At 41.1% G+C, this 19,872-nt stretch carries 16 protein-coding genes and 1 pseudogene; 12 read left to right on the top strand and 5 right to left on the bottom strand.

Annotated elements, in window-relative coordinates; translation table 11 throughout:
* Positions 1-60: 60 nt before the first annotated feature.
* From KAN5_RS15060 to KAN5_RS15005, 12 genes and pseudogenes are all read left to right on the top strand, one after another.
* Complete coding sequence (locus tag KAN5_RS15060) at positions 61-1,047, top strand: diguanylate cyclase (RefSeq protein WP_016709938.1); 987 nt, start codon at positions 61-63, stop codon at positions 1,045-1,047.
* Positions 1,048-1,148: 101 nt separating this feature from the next.
* Positions 1,149-1,904 carry a bifunctional demethylmenaquinone methyltransferase/2-methoxy-6-polyprenyl-1,4-benzoquinol methylase UbiE gene (gene ubiE / locus KAN5_RS15055; protein ID WP_016709937.1) on the top strand — a complete coding sequence of 252 codons (756 nt, stop codon included), beginning with the start codon at positions 1,149-1,151 and terminating at the stop codon, positions 1,902-1,904.
* A gap of 40 nt (positions 1,905-1,944) precedes the next feature.
* Positions 1,945-2,550 (top strand): SCP2 sterol-binding domain-containing protein, encoded by a 606-nt coding sequence (locus tag KAN5_RS15050; protein WP_016709936.1) that lies wholly within the window; start codon positions 1,945-1,947, stop codon positions 2,548-2,550.
* A gap of 17 nt (positions 2,551-2,567) precedes the next feature.
* Positions 2,568-4,173 (top strand): annotated as a pseudogene (gene ubiB, locus KAN5_RS15045) (ubiquinone biosynthesis regulatory protein kinase UbiB).
* 67 nt (positions 4,174-4,240) lie between these two features.
* Positions 4,241-4,480: a Sec-independent protein translocase subunit TatA gene (tatA, locus tag KAN5_RS15040; RefSeq protein WP_016709934.1), complete on the top strand. Its 240-nt coding sequence runs from the start codon at positions 4,241-4,243 to the stop codon at positions 4,478-4,480.
* Positions 4,481-4,485: 5 nt separating this feature from the next.
* On the top strand, positions 4,486-4,818 hold the full coding sequence (tatB, locus tag KAN5_RS15035) for a Sec-independent protein translocase protein TatB (protein WP_016709933.1): 333 nt from the start codon (positions 4,486-4,488) through the stop codon (positions 4,816-4,818).
* Between the two features lie 47 nt (positions 4,819-4,865).
* Positions 4,866-5,609, top strand: coding sequence for a twin-arginine translocase subunit TatC (gene tatC, locus KAN5_RS15030; RefSeq protein WP_016709932.1), 744 nt, complete (start codon positions 4,866-4,868; stop codon positions 5,607-5,609).
* A complete protein-coding gene (locus KAN5_RS15025; protein ID WP_244390031.1) occupies positions 5,610-6,140 on the top strand; it encodes a hypothetical protein in 531 nt (176 codons plus the stop codon).
* Complete coding sequence (locus tag KAN5_RS15020) at positions 6,140-6,922, top strand: TatD family hydrolase (protein ID WP_138555699.1); 783 nt, start codon at positions 6,140-6,142, stop codon at positions 6,920-6,922. Before KAN5_RS15025 ends, KAN5_RS15020 begins: the two co-directional genes overlap by 1 nt.
* 2 nt (positions 6,923-6,924) lie before the next feature.
* Complete coding sequence (locus KAN5_RS15015; protein WP_244390030.1) at positions 6,925-8,775, top strand: diguanylate cyclase; 1,851 nt, start codon at positions 6,925-6,927, stop codon at positions 8,773-8,775.
* Between the two features lie 9 nt (positions 8,776-8,784).
* Entirely contained in the window at positions 8,785-9,792 is a 1,008-nt protein-coding gene (hemB, locus tag KAN5_RS15010) for a porphobilinogen synthase (protein ID WP_016709928.1), read from the top strand.
* A gap of 139 nt (positions 9,793-9,931) precedes the next feature.
* Positions 9,932-12,673, top strand: coding sequence for an ExeM/NucH family extracellular endonuclease (locus KAN5_RS15005; RefSeq protein ID WP_244390029.1), 2,742 nt, complete (start codon positions 9,932-9,934; stop codon positions 12,671-12,673).
* 80 nt (positions 12,674-12,753) lie between these two features.
* Here KAN5_RS15005 and KAN5_RS15000 read toward each other — a convergent pair whose 3' ends face one another.
* The 5 genes from KAN5_RS15000 to KAN5_RS14980 form a co-directional block, all read right to left on the bottom strand.
* Positions 12,754-13,185, bottom strand: coding sequence for a hypothetical protein (locus tag KAN5_RS15000; protein WP_138555696.1), 432 nt, complete (start codon positions 13,183-13,185; stop codon positions 12,754-12,756).
* Positions 13,186-13,597: 412 nt separating this feature from the next.
* Positions 13,598-15,682, bottom strand: a complete 2,085-nt coding sequence (gene fusA, locus KAN5_RS14995; RefSeq protein WP_244390028.1) for an elongation factor G — start codon at positions 15,680-15,682, stop codon at positions 13,598-13,600.
* Between the two features lie 197 nt (positions 15,683-15,879).
* Entirely contained in the window at positions 15,880-16,602 is a 723-nt protein-coding gene (locus KAN5_RS14990; RefSeq protein WP_016709924.1) for a response regulator, read from the bottom strand.
* A gap of 93 nt (positions 16,603-16,695) precedes the next feature.
* Positions 16,696-18,318, bottom strand: a complete 1,623-nt coding sequence (locus KAN5_RS14985) for a sensor histidine kinase (protein ID WP_016709923.1) — start codon at positions 18,316-18,318, stop codon at positions 16,696-16,698.
* An 11-nt stretch (positions 18,319-18,329) separates the two neighbouring features.
* Complete coding sequence (locus KAN5_RS14980) at positions 18,330-19,871, bottom strand: tripartite tricarboxylate transporter permease (RefSeq protein ID WP_016709922.1); 1,542 nt, start codon at positions 19,869-19,871, stop codon at positions 18,330-18,332.
* Position 19,872 lies beyond the last annotated feature (1 nt).

The raw sequence follows: 19,872 nt of genomic DNA, 5'->3' as shown, positions 1-19,872 counted from the left end.
TTCTTTAATTTCACTGTTACGTATATTTAATTGGTGTATACAATGATGTTCCATGATTCCATGGCTATTGCTCAAGAAAAAATGACCAAGGTATGTATCTTTTTAGAACATCACGTATTACCACCGACTCCACTTAATTATCACGTTGTTTATACCTACGTTAGCCAAGCGAATACTCATTTAAACACCACCATTGATCGCGCAATTGCCCAAGGCCAAGCAATTGATTGTGTCTATATCGAGCAATTATATTTCGATTACATGGATCACGCTCACAAAGCTGAAACAAACATGGTTCGTAATGTCGACGGTATTATTAATTCATTATCACGTAGCGCGCATTCAACCGAAAAAGATATTATCCGCTTTGCAAGCCAAGTTAGTGATTGCGTACATTCGCTAGATGAGAACAATGTTTCTCAAAGCCGCCAAGCGCTTGAAACGTTAAACAAACAAACCGCTCATTTACTCACTCAACACAAACAATTTAAGCAAGAGCTGATCAAAGCAAAACGATTACAAGAAAAAACCCAACAGCAACTTGTGCAGTTACGCAAACAACATATTACTGATCAACAAACAGGCCTATTTAAACGTCATTATTTAAATCAACAAACTCAGTTATGGCTAGACCAAAATAAATCGGTGTGCGCCATTGCTATCCAAATCGATAACTTAGATCATTTTATTGATAATTATGGCGATGTAATTGGTGAAGTCATTTTGAGTAAAGTCGCTAAACAAATTCAAAAATATGTATTTGAAAGCGGCCTTCCGGGGCGTACTAGTAAAGATGCCTTTACCATCTTGTTGGCTGATATTGACCCTGAAACAGCCAATGTTATTGCTGAGAAAGTCCGCAATGGTGTCGAAAAACTACGCTTTGTCAGCTCTAAAAATGGTATCAAGCTGCCAGCAATCAACCTGTCATTAGGTATTGCCAAACATCAAGATGAAAAAGATTTTAATAATCTTGCTCGCAAAGCTTCCAATGCTGCACATAAAGCGAGATCCCTTGGTCAAAGTAGTTTTATTGCTGGTCAATAGTCTTAATCAGTTTGATCCACAAGCAATTTAACTAGATTCAAATTGCACCCCACAGGCACAATCAAGTACACTAGTCTTTATTACCACGATAGAGATTAATCATGAACGAGAATCCAGAAAAGACTACGCATTTTGGTTACAAAACCGTTGCCGAAACAGAAAAAGCCTCCATGGTTGCCGATGTGTTTCATTCTGTTGCGACTAAATATGATGTAATGAATGATCTCATGTCGTTTGGTATTCATCGCTTATGGAAACGCCAAACTATCGCCAGCTCAGGTGTTCGTAAAGGTCATCATGTGCTGGATTTAGCCGGTGGCACAGGAGACTTAACCGCTAAGTTTAGCCAGTTAGTGGGTGATACAGGGCAAGTTGTCTTAGGAGATATCAACTCATCAATGCTTAAGGTAGGCCGTGAAAAGCTGCATAACTTAGGTCTTGTTAGCAATATCGACTACGTGCAAATGAATGCCGAAGCACTGCCTTTCCCTGACAATAGCTTTGACTTAATTACTATTGCTTTTGGCTTACGTAATGTTACCGACCAAAACAAAGCGCTGCGCTCAATGTACCGTATTTTGAAGCCTGGTGGCCGTTTACTGGTACTCGAGTTTTCTAAACCAGAGCATGAAGTACTCAGTAAAGCCTATGATTTTTACTCATTCAACCTGCTACCAAAAATGGGTGAACTCGTTGCAAATGATGGTGAATCATACAAATATTTAGCTGAATCGATTCGTATGCATCCTGATCAAGAAACACTAAAAGCAATGATGAACGACGCAGGGTTTGAGCAAACAACATATCAAAACCTAACTGGCGGAATTGTTGCATTGCATCGCGGCTTTAAATATTAACAGTCGCCAAGCTCATCACATTGATTGCTAAGGTATTGGTATGTTAAATAACTTTATAGTCGCTATCGTAGAGCGTATTTTAAATACGGCACTTAAGCTCGACCCAACCCTTAGCAATAGACTTGCCGCCATTGCTCAACAGCGCTTATTAATTGATATACGCGATTGGCAGCAGCAGTTTTTAGTTGTATTTACTGGTCAGCAACTGCATATCTATAACACCACTGAACAGCAATTTGATTGCATGATCAGTGCTGATATACAGACCTTAATGGCCCTTAAAAACCCAGCCATGCTCACTCAATTAATTCGCCAAGACAAGCTTGATTTGCAAGGTGACCTCAATATCGCGCAAGGTTTTAGCAATGCCTTTGCAATGCTTGATATCGACTGGCCTGAGCACTTATCAGGCTATCTGGGTGATGCCGCAGCTCAACAGTTATGGCTGCTGTTGCAACAAGCTCAGCAACACGGGAAAAAAACCAGCATGCAACTGGCAACGACAGTAACAACTTTATGCCAAGACGAACTTAAGGTGACCATTCACCCTTTAGAGCTGGAACAATTTAAGCAACACACACGTCAACTGAAAAGTCATACTGCGCAACTTGAGTTGCGAATTAACCAATTACTTCAAGCTAAATAAATCAGTAAGGATTATTTGTGTCAGCTGCTCGGCTTTATAACATCACTAAAACCCTGCTTAACTATGGTTTAGATGAATTAATACCATCACAAAAAATACCTTGGTACGGCAAAGTAAGTCGCGCTTGTTTGTTTTGGTTGAAAAACAAACACCCCGAAAAAACCTGCGGGTTTAAGGCTGCGCTTAGCACTACAGCAATTAGGGCCTGTGTGGATCAAATTTGGCCAAATGCTATCGACTCGACGTGACTTGTTACCTCTGGATATCGCTTTAGAACTGGCTTTATTGCAAGATCAAGTACAGCCATTTGATGGCGTGTTAGCACAAAAGTTAATTGAAACTGCCCTTGAAATAGAGGATATCAGCGAATATTTTAGTGACTTTGATCAAACACCGTTGGCATCCGCATCCATAGCACAAGTACATACTGCGACCTTAATTGATGAACAAAACCAGCCACAAAATGTGGTGATCAAAGTTATTCGCCCAGATATCAAAAATCAAATTGATGCTGATTTAGCGCTCATGGAACAGTTTGCCAAAGTAGTCGCCAAATTAATCAATGAAGCGAAAAGGTTACGCCCTGTAGAAGTTGTTAAAGAGTATAAAAAAACCTTACTTGATGAATTAGACTTACTGCGTGAAGGCGCTAATGCAATTCAATTAAAGCGCAATTTTGAGGGGTCTGAGTCCCTTTATATTCCGTATGTTTATAGTGACTACAGCCGAGTAAATGTATTGGTTATGGAACGTATCTATGGCATTCCGGTGTCTGATACAGATGCACTCATTGCACAAAACACCAATATGAAATTACTCGCTGAGCGAGGCGTGGAGGTGTTTTTTACCCAAGTATTTCGGGATAGCTTTTTTCATGCTGACATGCATCCGGGTAATGTGTTTGTCTCTTACGATACACCTGAAAACCCAAAATTCATTGGTATAGACTGCGGTATCGTTGGCACTTTAAATAAAGAAGATAAACGCTATTTAGCAGAAAATTTTATTGCATTCTTTAACCGTGATTATCGTCAAGTGGCACAATTACACGTTGATTCAGGATGGGTACCAAAAGATACCAGTGTTGAAGAATTTGAGTTTGCCATTCGTACTGTCTGCGAACCAATCTTTAATAAACCGCTTGCCGAGATTTCATTTGGTCACGTACTAGTTAACCTATTTAATACCGCTCGTCGCTTTAATATGCAAGTTCAACCGCAATTGGTTCTACTGCAAAAAACCTTGTTGTATGTTGAAGGTTTAGGTCGACAGCTATATCCACAGCTAGACTTGTGGAAAACAGCCAAACCCTTTTTAGAGGAGTGGGTAAAACAACAAGTAGGTCCTTGGTCGGTGCTTAAGCAAGTCTATGCAAACTTGCCATTTTGGGCTGAAAAAATGCCCGAGCTACCTGATTTAATTTATCAGAATCTAAAACAACAACAGCAACACAATCAACCAGCATTGCCACAACCATCGCATAAGCCATTGTTACTTGGTGTATTTGCAGGCGCAGCAATGATAGTTTCGGGGTTATGTTATTTACAACATGATTTTATCGCTACCGTGGTTGCTGCAAGCTGTTCACTAATTGGCTTTGTTTTAGCGTGGCGAAACGCATAAACTAAGTGCTATTTAAACTCTGCTGAGTATAATCAGCGTAAACATACAATGAAATTTGGAGTAAACCATGGGTTTTGGCGGTATTAGTATTTGGCAATTATTAATTGTACTAGCAATCATTGTGTTACTTTTTGGCACAAAAAAATTACGTGGCATTGGCGGTGACTTAGGTAATGCAGTAAAAGGTTTCAAAAAAGCAGTGTCTGATGACGAGCAAAGCAAGCCTGCAGAACCCATTGAGCAAGCAAATAACCCTATACAAAATAAAGAATCTGCTGATAAAAGCAAAGAAGACCATAAGGTTTAATTAGCATGGGTATGTGGGAACTGGTTGTGGTGTTAATCGTCGGCTTAGTGGTGCTCGGCCCTGAGCGGTTGCCCGTTGCTGTTCGCACGGTAAGCCGCTGGATAAAGACGATAAAATCTTTAGCAAATTCAGTTAAGGCCGAGGTCAACGAAGAGTTAAGAGTGCATGAGTTGCATCAAAATTTAAAAAAAGCTGAACAGCAAGGCATGCAAGATCTCAACCCTGCCATAAAAGACTCGGTTGACGAGTTGCAAAAAGCGGCTGAGTCCGTCACACACAGTTATAAAAAAGCCTCTTCGGATCTAACCAAAAAAGCGAATATTGATGAACAAAAATGAAATTATTTTTGTTAGCTGTGGTCTATATATCGGTAACGAGTTAAATTATGACTGAACAAGTAAAATCCGGCTTTGTAAGTCATTTAATCGAACTGCGAAACAGGCTAATGAAAGCCTTATTAGCTATTTTGCTATTTTTTATAGCATTGGTTTATTTCGCAAACGATATATACAGTTTTGTTGCCGCGCCCTTAATTGCGCACTTACCAAGCACCGCAACTATGATAGCCACAGATGTAACGGCACCATTTTTTGCACCATTTAAGTTAACCTTATTTGTCGCTTTGTTTGCAGCGTTTCCGGTGATATTACATCAAATATGGGGCTTTATAGCACCAGGGCTATACCAGCATGAAAAGCGCATGCTAATGCCTATTTTGGCATCAAGCATTGTACTTTTTTATAGCGGGATCGCATTTTGTTACTTTGTAGTGCTACCAATTATTCTTGGGTTTTTTACCAGTGTCGGCCCAGAAATGATGACCCTAGCACCGGATATTAGTAGTTACTTAAGTTTCGCGTTAAAGTTATTTTTTGCCTTTGGTGTGGCCTTTGAAATCCCTGTAGCTATTATGCTGTTGTGCTTCAGCGGTGCGACGACAACACAGAGTTTAAAAGAAAAACGCCCCTATATTGTGGTAGGTGTTTTTGTGGTGGCGATGTTTTTAACACCGCCCGATGTACTTTCACAGTCATTATTAGCATTGCCCATGCTACTGTTATTTGAATTGGGGTTAATTTTAGCGTCTTTTTATAGCGCTAAGCCTCAGCAAAATGAGTCAGAGGAATAAATGAAAAAACAACTACTGCCAATACTTGCTTTGCTAAGTATTCCAACGGTTCATGCCAACGATGTAAACCTTCAAGCTTTACAGGCTTGTACATTTGTAGAAAATGATTTTAACCGCCTACTTTGTTACGACAACACTATGGCAGGTAAATCATTAAGTAAGCCAACCACCTCGAAAACGTTAACACCTGCTACAAATAGCGCTGCGCCTGCGGTTGCCGTAACTACAGGCACTGCTGTCGCGAGTGAGCAGATAGTTAAAACGAAGAACGAAAACTTTGGCCTTGAACATAAAGAAGCAGCTAAAGATAACGACGATGAAATTTCTGCCATCGTAACCAGCGTTGAAGAAGCACCGTATGGCGAGTTAATTATTAACTTAGATAATGGTCAGCAATGGCGCCAAATTGGTTCTGACAGCTTACGCCTTACTGCCAACGACACAATTGTGATCGAGCGAGGTTTGTTCAACTCCTTTTTATTGAAGAAAGAAGGTCTGAATCGTTCGATCCGCGTTAAGCGCACTAATTAATGACCACACTCCTTATTGATGCTGGCGTAAACCTCACCAATCATCAATTTGACGATCAACATTTGGCTATCATTACTCGTGCAAAAGCACACAATGTTAGTCAAATGCTGTTAATTGGCTGCGATATTGATTCTAGCCAACACGCCTTAGAGCTAGCAAAGCAATATCAACTGCTCGCAACTGCTGGCATTCATCCACATGATGCCAAATCAGCAGATGAACAATTAGAAATACAATTACGCGCATTGGCAGCCGCCCCACAAGTAGTCGCTATTGGCGAGTGCGGATTGGATTATAATCGCGATTTTTCTCCTCGCGAGATTCAACGCTCCGTATTACACCGACAATTAGCGTTGGCAGTAGCACTAAACCTTCCGGTATATTTACATGAACGTGATGCCAGCGAAGATATGCTTGCAATCTTGCAACAATACTCTATCCGTGGTGTATTACATTGCTTCACCGGTGACCAACATGCACTTGAGCAATATTTAGCGCTAGGTTTATATATTGGTATTACCGGTTGGGTATGCGATGAGCGCCGTGGTAAGCAGTTACAACAACTTATACCAAGTATTCCACTTGAACGGTTATTGATAGAAACGGACGCGCCGTTTTTAATTCCACGTTCGATAACACCAAGACCAAAATCTCATCGTAATGAGCCAAGCTATTTACCACATATCTGCGAAACGATTGCCACCTTAAAAGGGTTAGAATTTACAACCGTTGCAGAGCAAACTACACTTAACTTCCAACAGTTATTCAACCATAAGGGCTGATAATGAAGCGTGTTTGGTTGCTGCTATGTAGCTTGCTATTGATTTCATTTTCATCTCATGCCACGAATATCGTCTTAGATAAAAACTTTAAACGCTTGCAAGATATTCCTTTTGAGTACTCATTGCAGCCCCTAACACTCAACCAAGCTAAGTTAGCACCCAATCCACAATGGCAACAACTCACAGATCAAGCGCTCAATTTAGGGGTAACAGACCAAGCTGTATGGCTTCGTCTACAAGTTAGTAATACTGAAAACTCACCTCTAGCGCTACTGCTCTCAATCGACAACCCATTATTAGATAAGGTTGCGGTCTATCATTATGACGGGCAAAGTACCTTATTATTTAAAGAGATTGGTGATGCTTTACCACTGAATAATCGGCAAATTAAAACAGAGTCTCTATTAGTTAAGCTGGTGCTGCCACCAAACAGTGACTCAAAATTATTACTACGTGTTGAAAGTAAAAATGGCGTTAGAGTCCCTTTAAGTCTTTGGCAACACGATGAATATTTAAAGTATAAAAGTAAATTTAATCTAATGTACGGCTTGCTCGTCGGGTTTATTCTCTCGTTAGCAATCACATGTTTGGTGTTGTTTGGTTTTTCACGCAAACACTACTTTGCACTTAGCGGTGGCATTTTAATTACTTTGTGGTTACTGCTCATTTATTTATATGGGTTTGGCTATCGCTACTTTCACCCTTCGGTCCCCGCCTTGCAGCAAGTTGCAATCCCTACAATGTTAATGCTTACAGCATACTTGTTTAAGCCGTTACTTGAGCAACTACGTAAAAATATTAATGTTTATCTACACCCTGTGCATAATTGGTGTAATAGGTTGCTTGGCATCAGCCTGTTATTCATTTGGTTGCTGCCGCCAAATGCTATGATTATTATCAGCTTAGCAGCTCCGACAGTGGTAATGTTTATGCATATCACTGCAATCACCTTAGATATAAGAACCAAACGAACACAACCATTAATAGCTTTGTTAACAGCGGCAATCGTGTATTTCTCCGCTTTACTTTACTTAATCAGCGTGGTTTTTAATGTTTATGATTTTAATACCCGTGGTTTACCATTTGTATTCTTTAGCTTTTTAATCTGTTCGCTTAGTCTAAGTTTTGCCACTATTAAACATTACTTAATCGAGCGTGACGCACAAGTCGCCGCCCAACAAAGTAAAATAGCACAAAGCGAAGCTCATGATGCCTTACTCCAAGAGCGTTTAGCATTACAAGAACAAGCCAGATTAGATCTCGAAGCAAATATTGAAGAGCGTACGTTTGAGCTACAAGTTACGCTGCGCGAATTAGAAGAAAAAAACCGCGCTCTCGAACAAATCAATATGGAAGATCCATTAACCAAAATCAAAAATCGTCGCTACTTTGATAAGAAACTTGTCATGGATTTGCGCCGCTCTCGTCGCGAACAAACTCCATTGAGTGTCATAATGCTCGATATCGATCACTTTAAAAGCATTAATGATACTTATGGCCACCTAATTGGCGACCAAACTATTCGTGCTGTCGCAGACATTATAAAAAACCGCCTAAAACGACCTCTCGACGAAGTGGTCCGTTATGGGGGAGAAGAGTTTGTCGTTTTACTCCCCAACACGGTTCTCAGTGGTGCTATTGAGTTAGCAGAGCAAATACGCCAAGCAATCATGGATACGGCTATTACTGTTGCAAATACTGAAATCAAATTTACTATAAGTGCTGGTGTATATAGCGCCATCGCTGAAGACATTAATAACCCTGGATTATTCACCGGCTGCGCTGATCAAGCACTTTATCATGCCAAACAAAGTGGTCGTAATCGTGTAGTTAGCTTTCCAATTTTAGACTAGGAGCAAATAATGGCCCAATCAGGTCTCGACCTTTTCCCTTACACTCGCATGCGCCGCATGCGCCGCAGTGATTTCTCTCGCCGCTTAATGGCTGAAAACCAACTCACTGTAAATGACTTAATTTATCCAGTATTTGTACTTGAAGGCAACAACCGTCGTGAGGCGATTGAGTCAATGCCGGGTATAGAGCGTTTATCTATCGACCAACTCCTTATTGAAGCAAAAGAGCTAGTCGCATTAGGTGTACCAGCTATCGCTATATTTCCGGTTACTCCTGCTGACAAAAAATCATTATTAGCCGAAGAAGCCTACAATGATGATGCACTTGCACAACGTACTGTACGCGCTTTAAAAGCAGCATACCCTGAACTTGGTGTGATCACTGACGTCGCACTTGATCCATTTACGGTACATGGTCAGGATGGCATTATTGATGAAGACGGCTATGTGATTAACGATGTCACTACTGAAATTTTAGTAAAACAAGCGTTATCCCATGCTGAGGCTGGTGCAGATGTTGTTGCTCCTTCGGATATGATGGATGGTCGTATTGGCGCTATTCGTGAAGCGTTAGAAGCAAATGGGCATATTCATACACGTATAATGGCTTACTCAGCTAAATACGCTTCAAGTTATTATGGACCATTTCGTGATGCAGTCGGCTCAGCTGGCAACTTAAAAGGCGCTGACAAAAAAACCTACCAAATGGATCCTGCAAACTCTGATGAAGCAATTCGTGAAGTTGCACTCGATTTGCAAGAAGGCGCTGACATGGTAATGGTTAAGCCCGGCATGCCTTATTTAGATGTAGTACGTCGTGTCAAAGATGAGTTTGGCGTACCAACTTTCGCTTATCAGGTTAGCGGTGAATACGCTATGCATAAAGCGGCTATTGATAACGGCTGGTTAGCCGAAGAAGCGACTATAATGGAATCTTTATTGGCATTTAAACGTGCTGGTGCAGATGGCATTTTAACGTATTTTGCCAAGCAAGCTGCGCAATGGCTAAATAAATAACAGCTCATAGCGCTAATTTTAAAAGAGCGTTAATACGCTCTTTTTATTTTCATTTTATTAACAATTATTATTTTATTTGTCATAAATTACCCTTAAACTGTTTGTCCCATTCGGGACACAATACACGGGAAAAATAATAATGTTAAATACAAAAATAACGCCATTGGCGCTTGTTATTGCAAGCCTCAGTGCACCAGCTTCAGCTAACTTAATCATCTCAGAATATGTTGAAGGTGGCGGTTACAATAAAGCAATTGAAATTTATAATACTACATCCACAGCTGTATCTCTTGACGGTTATACCCTCAATTTATATTCAAACGGCAGTGAAGCCCCTTCCACAAGTGAAGAATTATCCGGTTCTATTGCCGCAAATAGTGCTTATGTCATCGTCACGTCAGATGATCGAGCTGTAGAAGAGCTAAAAGCCAAGGCCAATATATTCAGTGGTACTGTTAACTTTAATGGTGATGATGCTTTTACACTTACGCTCGGTGATACCATTGTTGATAGCTTTGGCCAAATAGGCGTGCGCCCTGATAATGGTCAATGGTCAGCGGGTGGTGTTGTCACTAAAGATAGAAGCTTGCGTCGTAAATCAGATATCACGTCTGGACGTACCGATGCCGCTGCGACATTTGATCCAAGTGAGCAATGGCTACAATTTGATAAAGATGACTTTTCGGGCTTAGGTTTCCATGGGGAAAATAATCAACCGGACCCAGAGCCTGAACCTGAGCCGGTTACACCACTTGAATGTGGTGCAGCTAAAACCCTTATCAACGCAATTCAAGGTGAAGGCGGTGATAGCCCTCTATTGAACACAGAAATTGAGCTTGAAGGTATTGTAACTGCTGATTTCCAAGGCGCAGAGCAATTAAATGGTTTCTTCATTACATCACTGGAAGCTGATATTGATACTAATCCTTTAACGTCTGAAGGGGTATTTGTTTACTTTGCTGATAGTGAGGTCAATGTCGGTGATCATGTACGTATCAAAGGAAGTGTTGCTGAGTACTACAACGCCACACAAATTGGTAACGTTAGCCAAATAGAAGTATGTGCTACGGGCCTGACAACCACTGCAACAAAAATATCACTGCCTGTTTCTGAGGTAGCGGATTTAGAAGCCTATGAAGGCATGCTAGTGACCTTAGAACAACCCCTTGTTGTTACCAATAACTATGGCTTAGGGCGTTATGGTGAAGTTGATCTAGCAACAGAGCGTTTATATCAAGGCACACAAATAGCCCTACCTGGGGATGCAGCAAATGCAGTAGAAGTTGAAAATGAGAAAAAACAAATTTTACTTGATGATGGCTCAACAAAGCAAAACCTTGATCCAGTTTCATACCCTGGTACAGGCTTGGACGCATACAACACACTGCGCTTAGGTGATACTGTAAATACCGTTACAGGTGTTCTAGGGTACAGCTTTGATCGCTATCGCATTCACCCAACAATCCAGCCCGCTTTTATTGCAACAAATCCGCGCACAGATGCCCCAGCTCTGCATGCTGATGCCGATCTACGTATTGCAAGCTTTAACGTTCTTAACTACTTTAACGGTGATGGCCAAGGTGCAGGTTTCCCAACCAGTCGTGGCGCAGACAGTGAAGCTGAGTTTATTCGCCAGCAAGCAAAAATTGTTAGTGCTATTGCTGCTTTAGAAGCAGATGTTATCGGTTTAATGGAAATCGAAAATGATGGTTTTGGCGCAAATAGCGCTATTGCGAGCTTAGTGAATGCGTTAAACGATGAAGATAGCACTAATGAATATGCATTCGTTAATTTCAATGTTGATAAAGTAGGTACTGATGAAATAACAACAGCCCTTATTTATCGCGCGAATAAAGTAGCCCAAGTCGGCACTGCTGCAATTACAACGGAATATCCATTTGACTACAGCAATCGCCCACCAATCGCGCAAAGCTTCAAATCACTTGAGTCTGAAGAGGTGTTTACTGTTGCTGTTGCACATTTGAAATCAAAAGGATGCGGTAGTGCAGATGGCAATAACGCCGATTTAGGCGATGGTCAAGCATGCTGGAATGAAATTCGCGTAACTGGTGCCAATGCCTTTGCGGATTGGCTAAACACCGCACCTACAGGTATCGATGATGAAGATATCATTTTAGTCGGCGATATGAATGCATACGCAATGGAAGATCCAATCCGCGCGTTTGCTGATAAAGGGTTTAAGAATGTTGTTGCAGAATTAGACGGCAATACCTTTAGCTATTCATATAGCTTCTCAGGCCGCCTGGGTAGCCTAGATCATGCTGTAGCTAGCCCAAGCTTGCTAACTAAAGTAGTGGCTGCAACAGACTGGCATATCAATGCAGATGAGCCAATCAGCTTAGACTATAATGTTGAGTTTAAATCAGATTCACAACAAGCAAGTTTATATGCTAGTGATGCCTACAGAGCATCGGATCATGATCCTGTGATTGTAGATATTAAATCTGCTATTGCTGAACAGCCAACACCAGAGCCACAAGCGCCGGTATTATCACCAGAGCAAAGCTTCAGCGTGTTAGAAAACAGTGCTATTGGTACAGTTATAGGTCAGCTGGAGTTCACTGACGCCGATGCGCAGTACACACCGGTTGTTGAATTTATAGTTCAGGGTCACAATGGCGTAACGATTAATCAGCAAGGCCAGTTAATCGTCGCTGGCGACTTAGACTTCGAATTTGAAAAGAAAATCACGTTAATGGTACAAGCTAAAGACAGTGCGGGTAACTTATCAGATGCGCAACTTGTCTATATTAATATCAACAATGATGAATCAGATGACGAAGATGATGACTCCGGCTCACTATTTTGGCTAACATTATTAGCACTGCCGCTAACGTTGTTACGCCGTAAAAAAGTGTAATATGAACTAAGCTCTGATTGTAATAGGTTTACTCTTAAGAGTTCAGGTTAATAAAAAGGCCGCTATTTAGCGGCCTCTTTTTATGCATTACAGGGTGTTTGCTGTAGTTTATCGCAACTACTTTTATTTTTCTTATACCAACACTTAATCGACTGCTGAGTTTGCGTATCAAACTGCCAATTATAAAAGCGAACGACCTTGTTATTTTCTAACGTTACGACAAGCACAGTTAATAATTTGAATGAATGAAAATGTATATCAACTATTTCATCTGCGTTGATATATTTCTTACCAAATCCTTGAGAGTAATAAATTCCCGCTTTATAACAGTGCAAAAATCGTAAATTGATTATATTTAGAATTGAAATCATAAATATAATCGGCGTAATTACTAAAGCTAAAACAGTTTGATTTACAGTAAAGATAAGTGTTAATGAAAAAGTGACCAGCGCCACAATTAAAATTATCACTAACTGTAACAACCAATTTGGGCTCAATTTAATTGCGTTCATATAAACGTCCTAAAAAGTACCTGTTTATGTCTCTTTCTTCGAGAGACTTCCATTTCCCTTATATAACCATAAAGATGGCCATAAGCTATTATCTTACCCGCTTTAGTTGATCGTATTCAAGTATTTGCACTACTTTTTCCCTAGGTACAAACGATTAGTTTCAATATTCTGAATAATACTCCATTCAGATAATACTTATTAACTGGTCAGATTATAGAAAGAAGGAATAAATGATTAGTTATATTTGAGTAGCATTTACAGCGCTTAAACGAGAAATTACCTAAGCGATAACAACAGCAAAAAGTCATAACATCAAAAAAGTGTACCCGTTTATTTATGAGTGCTTTGTTTTGATTATAGAAACAAAAAACCCGCAACAAGTGCGGGTTTTTTCAAAGATTTAAAAGGCTAATTACTTAGCTGCTTTTTTCTCTTTTTCTGCAGCGATTACAGTTTCAGCTACGTTTTGTGGACATGGTGCATAGTGTGAGAACTCCATAGAGAACTGACCACGACCTGATGTCATTGTACGTAATGAACCGATGTAACCGAACATTTCTGATAACGGAACGTCAGCTTTAATACGAACGCCTGTTAAACCAGCTTCTTGGTCTTTCATCATACCACGACGACGGTTAAGGTCACCGATTACGTCACCAACGTGATCTTCTGGCGTGAACACGTCAACTTTCATGATTGGCTCAAGAAGTTGTGCGCCCGCTTTAGGGATCGATTGACGGAAAGCGCCTTTAGCAGCGATTTCGAATGCGATTGCTGATGAATCCACGGCGTGGAAGCCACCGTCGAAAAGTTCAACTTCAACGTCAAGCACAGGGAAGCCAGCTAGCACACCTTCGCTCATCATTGACTTGAAGCCTTTCTCAACTGCAGGCCAGAATTCTTTAGGTACGTTACCACCAACAACTGTTGATTTAAACGTGAAGCCTGAAGCAACTTCGCCTGGCTTGATGCGGTAGTCGATTTTACCGAACTGACCAGAACCACCAGATTGTTTCTTATGCGTGTAGCTATCTTCAACTTCACGAGTGATAGTTTCACGGTAAGCAACCTGTGGTTGACCAACGATAAGGTCTACACCGTAAGTACGCTTAAGGATATCTACTTTGATATCTAAGTGAAGCTCACCCATACCTTTAAGGATAGTTTCGCCTGAATCTTCATCAGTCTCAACTTGGAAAGATGGATCTTCTGCAACCATTTTACCGATAGCAACACCCATTTTCTCATTACCGCCTTTATCTTTAGGCTGTACAGCAATCGAGATTACTGGCGTTGGGAATACCATTGGCTCAAGTGTTACTGGGTGCTTAGGATCACAAAGAGTGTGACCAGTTTGCACGTTTTTCATACCTACGATTGCAATGATGTCACCAGCTTGTGCGCTAGTTAATTCGTTACGGTCGTCTGCTTGCATCTCAACCATACGGCCAACACGCTCAGTTTTACCAGTAAACGCGTTAAGGATAGTGTCACCCTTGTTAAGTTTACCAGAGTAGATACGTACGAAAGTTAATGCACCGAAACGGTCATCCATGATCTTAAACGCTAACGCTTTGAATGGTTCGTCAGCAGATACGATTGCGAATTCACCGTTTTCATTACCTTCTTCGTCCATAAGAGGTTGAGGATCAACTTCTGTAGGCGCTGGTAAGTAATCAACAACAGCATCAAGTACTAACTGCATACCTTTGTTCTTGAACGCAGAACCACAGTATGTAGGGAAGAAAGCAAGGTCACGAGTACCTTTACGGATACAACGCTTGATATCTTCTAAAGAAGGTACTTCACCTTCCATGTACGCTTCCATTAGATCATCGTCTTGCTCTACAGCAGTTTCGATTAGCATTTCATGGTATTCATCAACTTTGTCTACCATGTCTGCAGGAACGTCTTCAACTGTGTAGTTCTCTGGAAGACCAGTTTCGTCCCAGATGTATGCTTTTTTAGTTAAAACGTCAACAACACCACAGAACTCATCTTCGATACCAATTGGTAACGTCATGATTAATGGGTTTGCGCCAAGTACTTTACGTACTTGCTCTGTTACACGGTAAAAATCAGCACCCATACGGTCTAATTTGTTTACGAAAATAACACGTGCAACTTCTGATTCGTTAGCATAACGCCAGTTAGTTTCTGATTGTGGTTCAACACCACCAGAACCACAGAATACACCGATGCCGCCATCAAGTACTTTAAGTGAACGGTATACTTCAACAGTGAAGTCAACGTGTCCAGGAGTATCGATAACGTTAAAACGGTGATCTTTCCAGAAACAGCTTACAGCCGCAGACTGGATAGTAATACCGCGCTCAGCTTCTTGTTCCATGAAGTCAGTTGTTGATTCACCATCATGAACCTCACCTGTTTTATGGATTTGACCAGTAAGCTTTAGGATACGCTCAGTAGTCGTGGTCTTACCCGCATCAACGTGCGCGAAAATACCAATGTTTCTGTACTTCGATAAATCTGCCATTATTTTACTCTTAATAAAGTCGAAAAATTATTCGGCGGGAGTATAGCATTACTTAATGCGAACATCACCATAGAAGTCGCTTAAAATGCAATCAATTCTAGAAAATATTTTTACTGCTGTTCTCTACATCTTAATTTCACATAACTTAGAACAACAAAAAAACCAGGGATCACACTATAAATCAGATAGATAAACTGTTATCCCATTTTATAACAACGCTCAGGTCGACCTATGCTGCCATAGCTTTGGTCGGCACTGACTTGCTCTGCTTCTAGCAAATACTCGAGATAGCGCCGTGCCGTAGAGCGGCTAACGCCAACTAAATCGCCCATTTGTTGTGCTGTAAAAGGTGTTTTTTTATGCTCTTTAAAAGCATCAATAATTTTTCTTAAGGTGAGTTGATCAACACCTTTAGGTAACCTGACGGGGGCCTTTGTTTGTTCATTTGAGCCGAATAAGGTGTCAACCATTGATTGCGTCACTTCGTTGGCATCCGACAAGCACTGTTGGCGTGATTCAAATCGTGCTAATGCTTGATCAAGACGATTAAGCATTAATGGCTTTACCAAAAAATCACAAGCACCTAACTGCATGGCTTTTTCAAGCGTTTCGACTTCCTTGGCTGCGGTCAATAGCATGACATCGCTTTTAATCGCACGTGCCCTTAATTCACTTAATAAATCGAGCCCATTACCGTCTGGCAAGTGAATATCCAATAAGATTAGATCAGGCTCTATCGCCTGCAATAACCCGTTAGCCGTACTGAGATTAGCGGCAATTCCAACAACCTGATACTGACCTTGACGCAAGCTTTGTCGCGCAGTTTGATTCCCTGCAACCCCATTAGGTAGCAACAAGTATTGCGCAAGCAGCTGTGCAACCTCTAGTTCATCTTCGATGATAACTACTGAATATGTCATTTTTTATTACTCATTTTTAGCATTGCTGCGCTATCGCATTTACTTTTGTTATAATTTGCTTCGTCGCAGCTTATCACCCTAAATAACTTGCTGTTACTTAGGAATATAGACGCTCAGTCGAGCGCCTTTTAAATCTGACTCACCAATTTCTAAACTGCCACCACAGGAGTCCAAATTAGTTTTTACTAAATATAACCCAATACCATGTTCTGCACCGCTTTTAGAACTATATTGCGGGGTAAAAATTACCTCGTGATCACTGCCCAAACCGAAGCCACTGTCTTCTACATCAAACAATAAAGTTTGACTGGTTTCATCCACGGTTACTCGTACATAAGGCGTGCGTTCTTCACTGGCTCTGATCGCTGCATCAATGGCATTATCAATTAAATTCCCTAATATTGACACTACCCGTTCTAACATTTCGGTCCGCTCTATCGCACCGAGTAAGCTATCTGGATTTAGCTCAAGCACTACATTTAACTCACGTGCTTTATGATATTTACCGACTAATAAACCGGCTAGAACAGGATCTTGAATGCGCTCTAGCAAGTGGTGGATCTGCGCTTGTGAACCTTGACTTTCTTGACCAATTAATTCGATTGCTTGCTCATTTTTACCCATCTGAATAAGCGCACCAATTAAGTTTAGCTTGTTCGAATAATCATGTGTTTGCACTCTTAAAAGCTCTGCAAAGGCTTGTACTTTAGTAAGTTGTTGGCTTAAGTATTCAAGCTCATCTGCAGGACGCAGGGTCAGTAAAATACCATCGGCCTGTCCTTGCACTTGCAATGAAAAACGCGAAAGCACTAAGCGCTTATCCGCTGCAAATAGTTCAAAGCCAACCATTTTTCGGCGTTGGTTACGCAGTAAAAATTCAGCATGCTCTGGTAGTAAATCTTTAAGCGTGAGTGATTTATTGCTACAGGCCGCTGGTTTATCTAAAATTTCACAGGCTCGCTGAGTTAGCTTTCGCACGCGACCATCAGGATCAAGCGCTATCACGCCGCTGCGCATAGTATTTAAAATGGCATCTTGCTCTGAAAACAACCGTGCAATTTCATCAGGTTGCAAACCAAAAATGGCATTGCGTACTCGCTGTCCGATAAAAATAGCGGCAATAATACTCAACGCCACTAACAGCAAACCCCAGATCATAATTTCGACAATGCGCGCTCTGATCAACGGCTCAACCGACTGCACTAAAAAGCCAACCGATACTAAACCTATAATGTTTTGCTGTTCATCATAAACTGGCACTTTACCGCGAATAGATTCACCTAAGCTGCCTTGTGCCACTGAGATATAACGTTCACCTCTTAACGCCGCTTGGCTATCGCCGCCAACCATCCGCTTACCCAGTTTATTACTATCAGGGTGGGCAATCCGATGGGCATTTTTATCGCCAATAACAATAAAATCTGCGTCAGTAAGCTGACGCAGATTTTCTATTTCTTGGTTAATTGCCACCAAGTTACTGGGATTTTTTAACGCCTTCACAACCTCATCGCTTGATGCAATACTAGTCGCTACAGCAAGTGCCTTATCACCGATGTGATTATGTAAACTTTGTGCAGTAATTTGATACACCAAGCCGCCAAACAACACCGCTTGCAATACACATAGTCCTGTTACCCAAATTATGAGTCGCGTTTCTAAACGCTTGGGTCTTTTAACCATGCTTTGTAACGGGTTTTGCTTCTTGGTGTTGCTCATGATTACCTCAATTAAGCATGCTCTTGTTTCTCTTTCAGAGCCACTTTATCTGCTCGGCGCTGAGTTATAAAGTCTTTTAATGGAAATAACAACACCACGATTGAGATTACAAAAATACTCAAGGTCAATGGACGTTCCCATAAGAAACTTAATGAACCATCAGAGATCATCATTGAGCGACGGAAGTTACGTTCAATCATATCACCTAAAATAAAGCCTAGTAGCAATGGTGCCATTGGGAAAGCCAGCAAGCGTAATACCAGCGCTACAACAGCAAACCCAACCATCATAAATAAATCAAAAGTATTAAAGGAGACTAAATACACCCCTATTAAGCTGAAGAACAAAATCATAATAGTGAGCACTGATTTTGGCATCGCTAATACTTTTGCAAAATATGGGATCAACGGTAAGTTCAAAATCAGCAATACGATATTACCAAAATACATGCTAACGATAACCGCCCAAAACACACTTGGGTTTTCTTGCATCAACATCGGACCTGGTTGAATACCATAAGCAATTAATGCACCTAACATAATCGCTGTAGTGCCAGAACCAGGAATACCTAACGTTAATAGTGGTACGAACGAACCTGTACAAGCTGCATTATTAGCAGACTCAGGGGCTGCTAAACCACGTAATGACCCTTTACCAAACTTCTCTTTTAAGCCTTTAGGGGCTAAGTTGCGCTCAGTGGCATACGCCATAAAGCTAGCAATGGTTGCACCGGCACCCGGCAACACGCCAATAATAAAGCCAAGGATAGATGAACGACCCACCGTAGGTGCCATCTCTTTAACTTCTGCTTTAGTCAGTTTAGTTGAACCAATTTGTGGGGTATCTGAATCATTAATGCTCTTCACTTCTTTTTTCTCTGGGCGCACAACATTGATTAACGCCTCAGCTAAGGCAAAGGTTGCCATTGCCACGAGTAAAAAGCTAATACCATCAAGTAAATCCGCTTGGCCAAAAGTAAATCGCTCTGTACCAGATGATGGATCAATACCGACGGTTGCAAGCATTAAACCAAACACTGTCATCATCATAGCTTTTAAAAATTGTCCTTTATTCGAAAAAGCAGCAATCGCTGTTAAACCTAAAAACATCAGTACGACATAGTCAGGGGATTGAAAGCTCAGTGATACTTTTGCCAACAAAGGCGCAGCAACCATCAATAAAATAGCGCCCACTGTTCCGCCTATAAAGGAAGCGTACGCAGCAATCGCCAATGCTTTACCAGCATGACCTTGCTTAGCAAGCGGGTAACCGTCAAAGGAGGAGGCAACCGTGCCTGCAACCCCTGGGGCATTGATCAATATAGATGAGGTTGAACCGCCAAAAATTGCACCATAATAAACCCCAGCCATTAAGATCATGCCTGAATCGGCACCGATGCTATAAGTAATTGGGATCATTAATGCGATTGCTGTAATAGGGCCCAAGCCCGGTAGCATGCCAATAAAAGTACCAACAAAACAACCTACTATCACATACAACAGGTTGTTCCAGTCGAGTACGGTCGACAAACCCAACATAATTCCATCAAACATA

The sequence above is a fragment of the Pseudoalteromonas sp. KAN5 genome (assembly GCF_022846535.1).
GTDB classification, from domain to species: domain Bacteria; phylum Pseudomonadota; class Gammaproteobacteria; order Enterobacterales; family Alteromonadaceae; genus Pseudoalteromonas; species Pseudoalteromonas haloplanktis.
Note: the sequence above shows the minus strand (reverse complement) of the source record. Positions and strands in the feature narration are given on the sequence as shown.

What these genes read in the sequence shown, in the direction of transcription:
- KAN5_RS15020 (WP_138555699.1), top strand. Translation starts at nt 6,140, where the DNA reads ATGACCACACTCCTTATTGATGCTGGCGTAAACCTCACCAATCATCAA.
- KAN5_RS15000 (WP_138555696.1), bottom strand. Translation starts at nt 13,185, where the DNA reads ATGAACGCAATTAAATTGAGCCCAAATTGGTTGTTACAGTTAGTGATA.
- KAN5_RS14990 (WP_016709924.1), bottom strand. Translation starts at nt 16,602, where the DNA reads ATGACATATTCAGTAGTTATCATCGAAGATGAACTAGAGGTTGCACAG.
- KAN5_RS14980 (WP_016709922.1), bottom strand. Translation starts at nt 19,871, where the DNA reads ATGTTTGATGGAATTATGTTGGGTTTGTCGACCGTACTCGACTGGAAC.
- KAN5_RS15025 (WP_244390031.1), top strand. Translation starts at nt 5,610, where the DNA reads ATGAAAAAACAACTACTGCCAATACTTGCTTTGCTAAGTATTCCAACG.
- KAN5_RS15060 (WP_016709938.1), top strand. Translation starts at nt 61, where the DNA reads ATGGCTATTGCTCAAGAAAAAATGACCAAGGTATGTATCTTTTTAGAA.
- KAN5_RS14985 (WP_016709923.1), bottom strand. Translation starts at nt 18,318, where the DNA reads ATGAGCAACACCAAGAAGCAAAACCCGTTACAAAGCATGGTTAAAAGA.
- tatC (WP_016709932.1), top strand. Translation starts at nt 4,866, where the DNA reads ATGACTGAACAAGTAAAATCCGGCTTTGTAAGTCATTTAATCGAACTG.
- tatA (WP_016709934.1), top strand. Translation starts at nt 4,241, where the DNA reads ATGGGTTTTGGCGGTATTAGTATTTGGCAATTATTAATTGTACTAGCA.
- fusA (WP_244390028.1), bottom strand. Translation starts at nt 15,682, where the DNA reads ATGGCAGATTTATCGAAGTACAGAAACATTGGTATTTTCGCGCACGTT.
- KAN5_RS15005 (WP_244390029.1), top strand. Translation starts at nt 9,932, where the DNA reads ATGTTAAATACAAAAATAACGCCATTGGCGCTTGTTATTGCAAGCCTC.
- KAN5_RS15015 (WP_244390030.1), top strand. Translation starts at nt 6,925, where the DNA reads ATGAAGCGTGTTTGGTTGCTGCTATGTAGCTTGCTATTGATTTCATTT.
- ubiE (WP_016709937.1), top strand. Translation starts at nt 1,149, where the DNA reads ATGAACGAGAATCCAGAAAAGACTACGCATTTTGGTTACAAAACCGTT.
- tatB (WP_016709933.1), top strand. Translation starts at nt 4,486, where the DNA reads ATGGGTATGTGGGAACTGGTTGTGGTGTTAATCGTCGGCTTAGTGGTG.
- hemB (WP_016709928.1), top strand. Translation starts at nt 8,785, where the DNA reads ATGGCCCAATCAGGTCTCGACCTTTTCCCTTACACTCGCATGCGCCGC.
- KAN5_RS15050 (WP_016709936.1), top strand. Translation starts at nt 1,945, where the DNA reads ATGTTAAATAACTTTATAGTCGCTATCGTAGAGCGTATTTTAAATACG.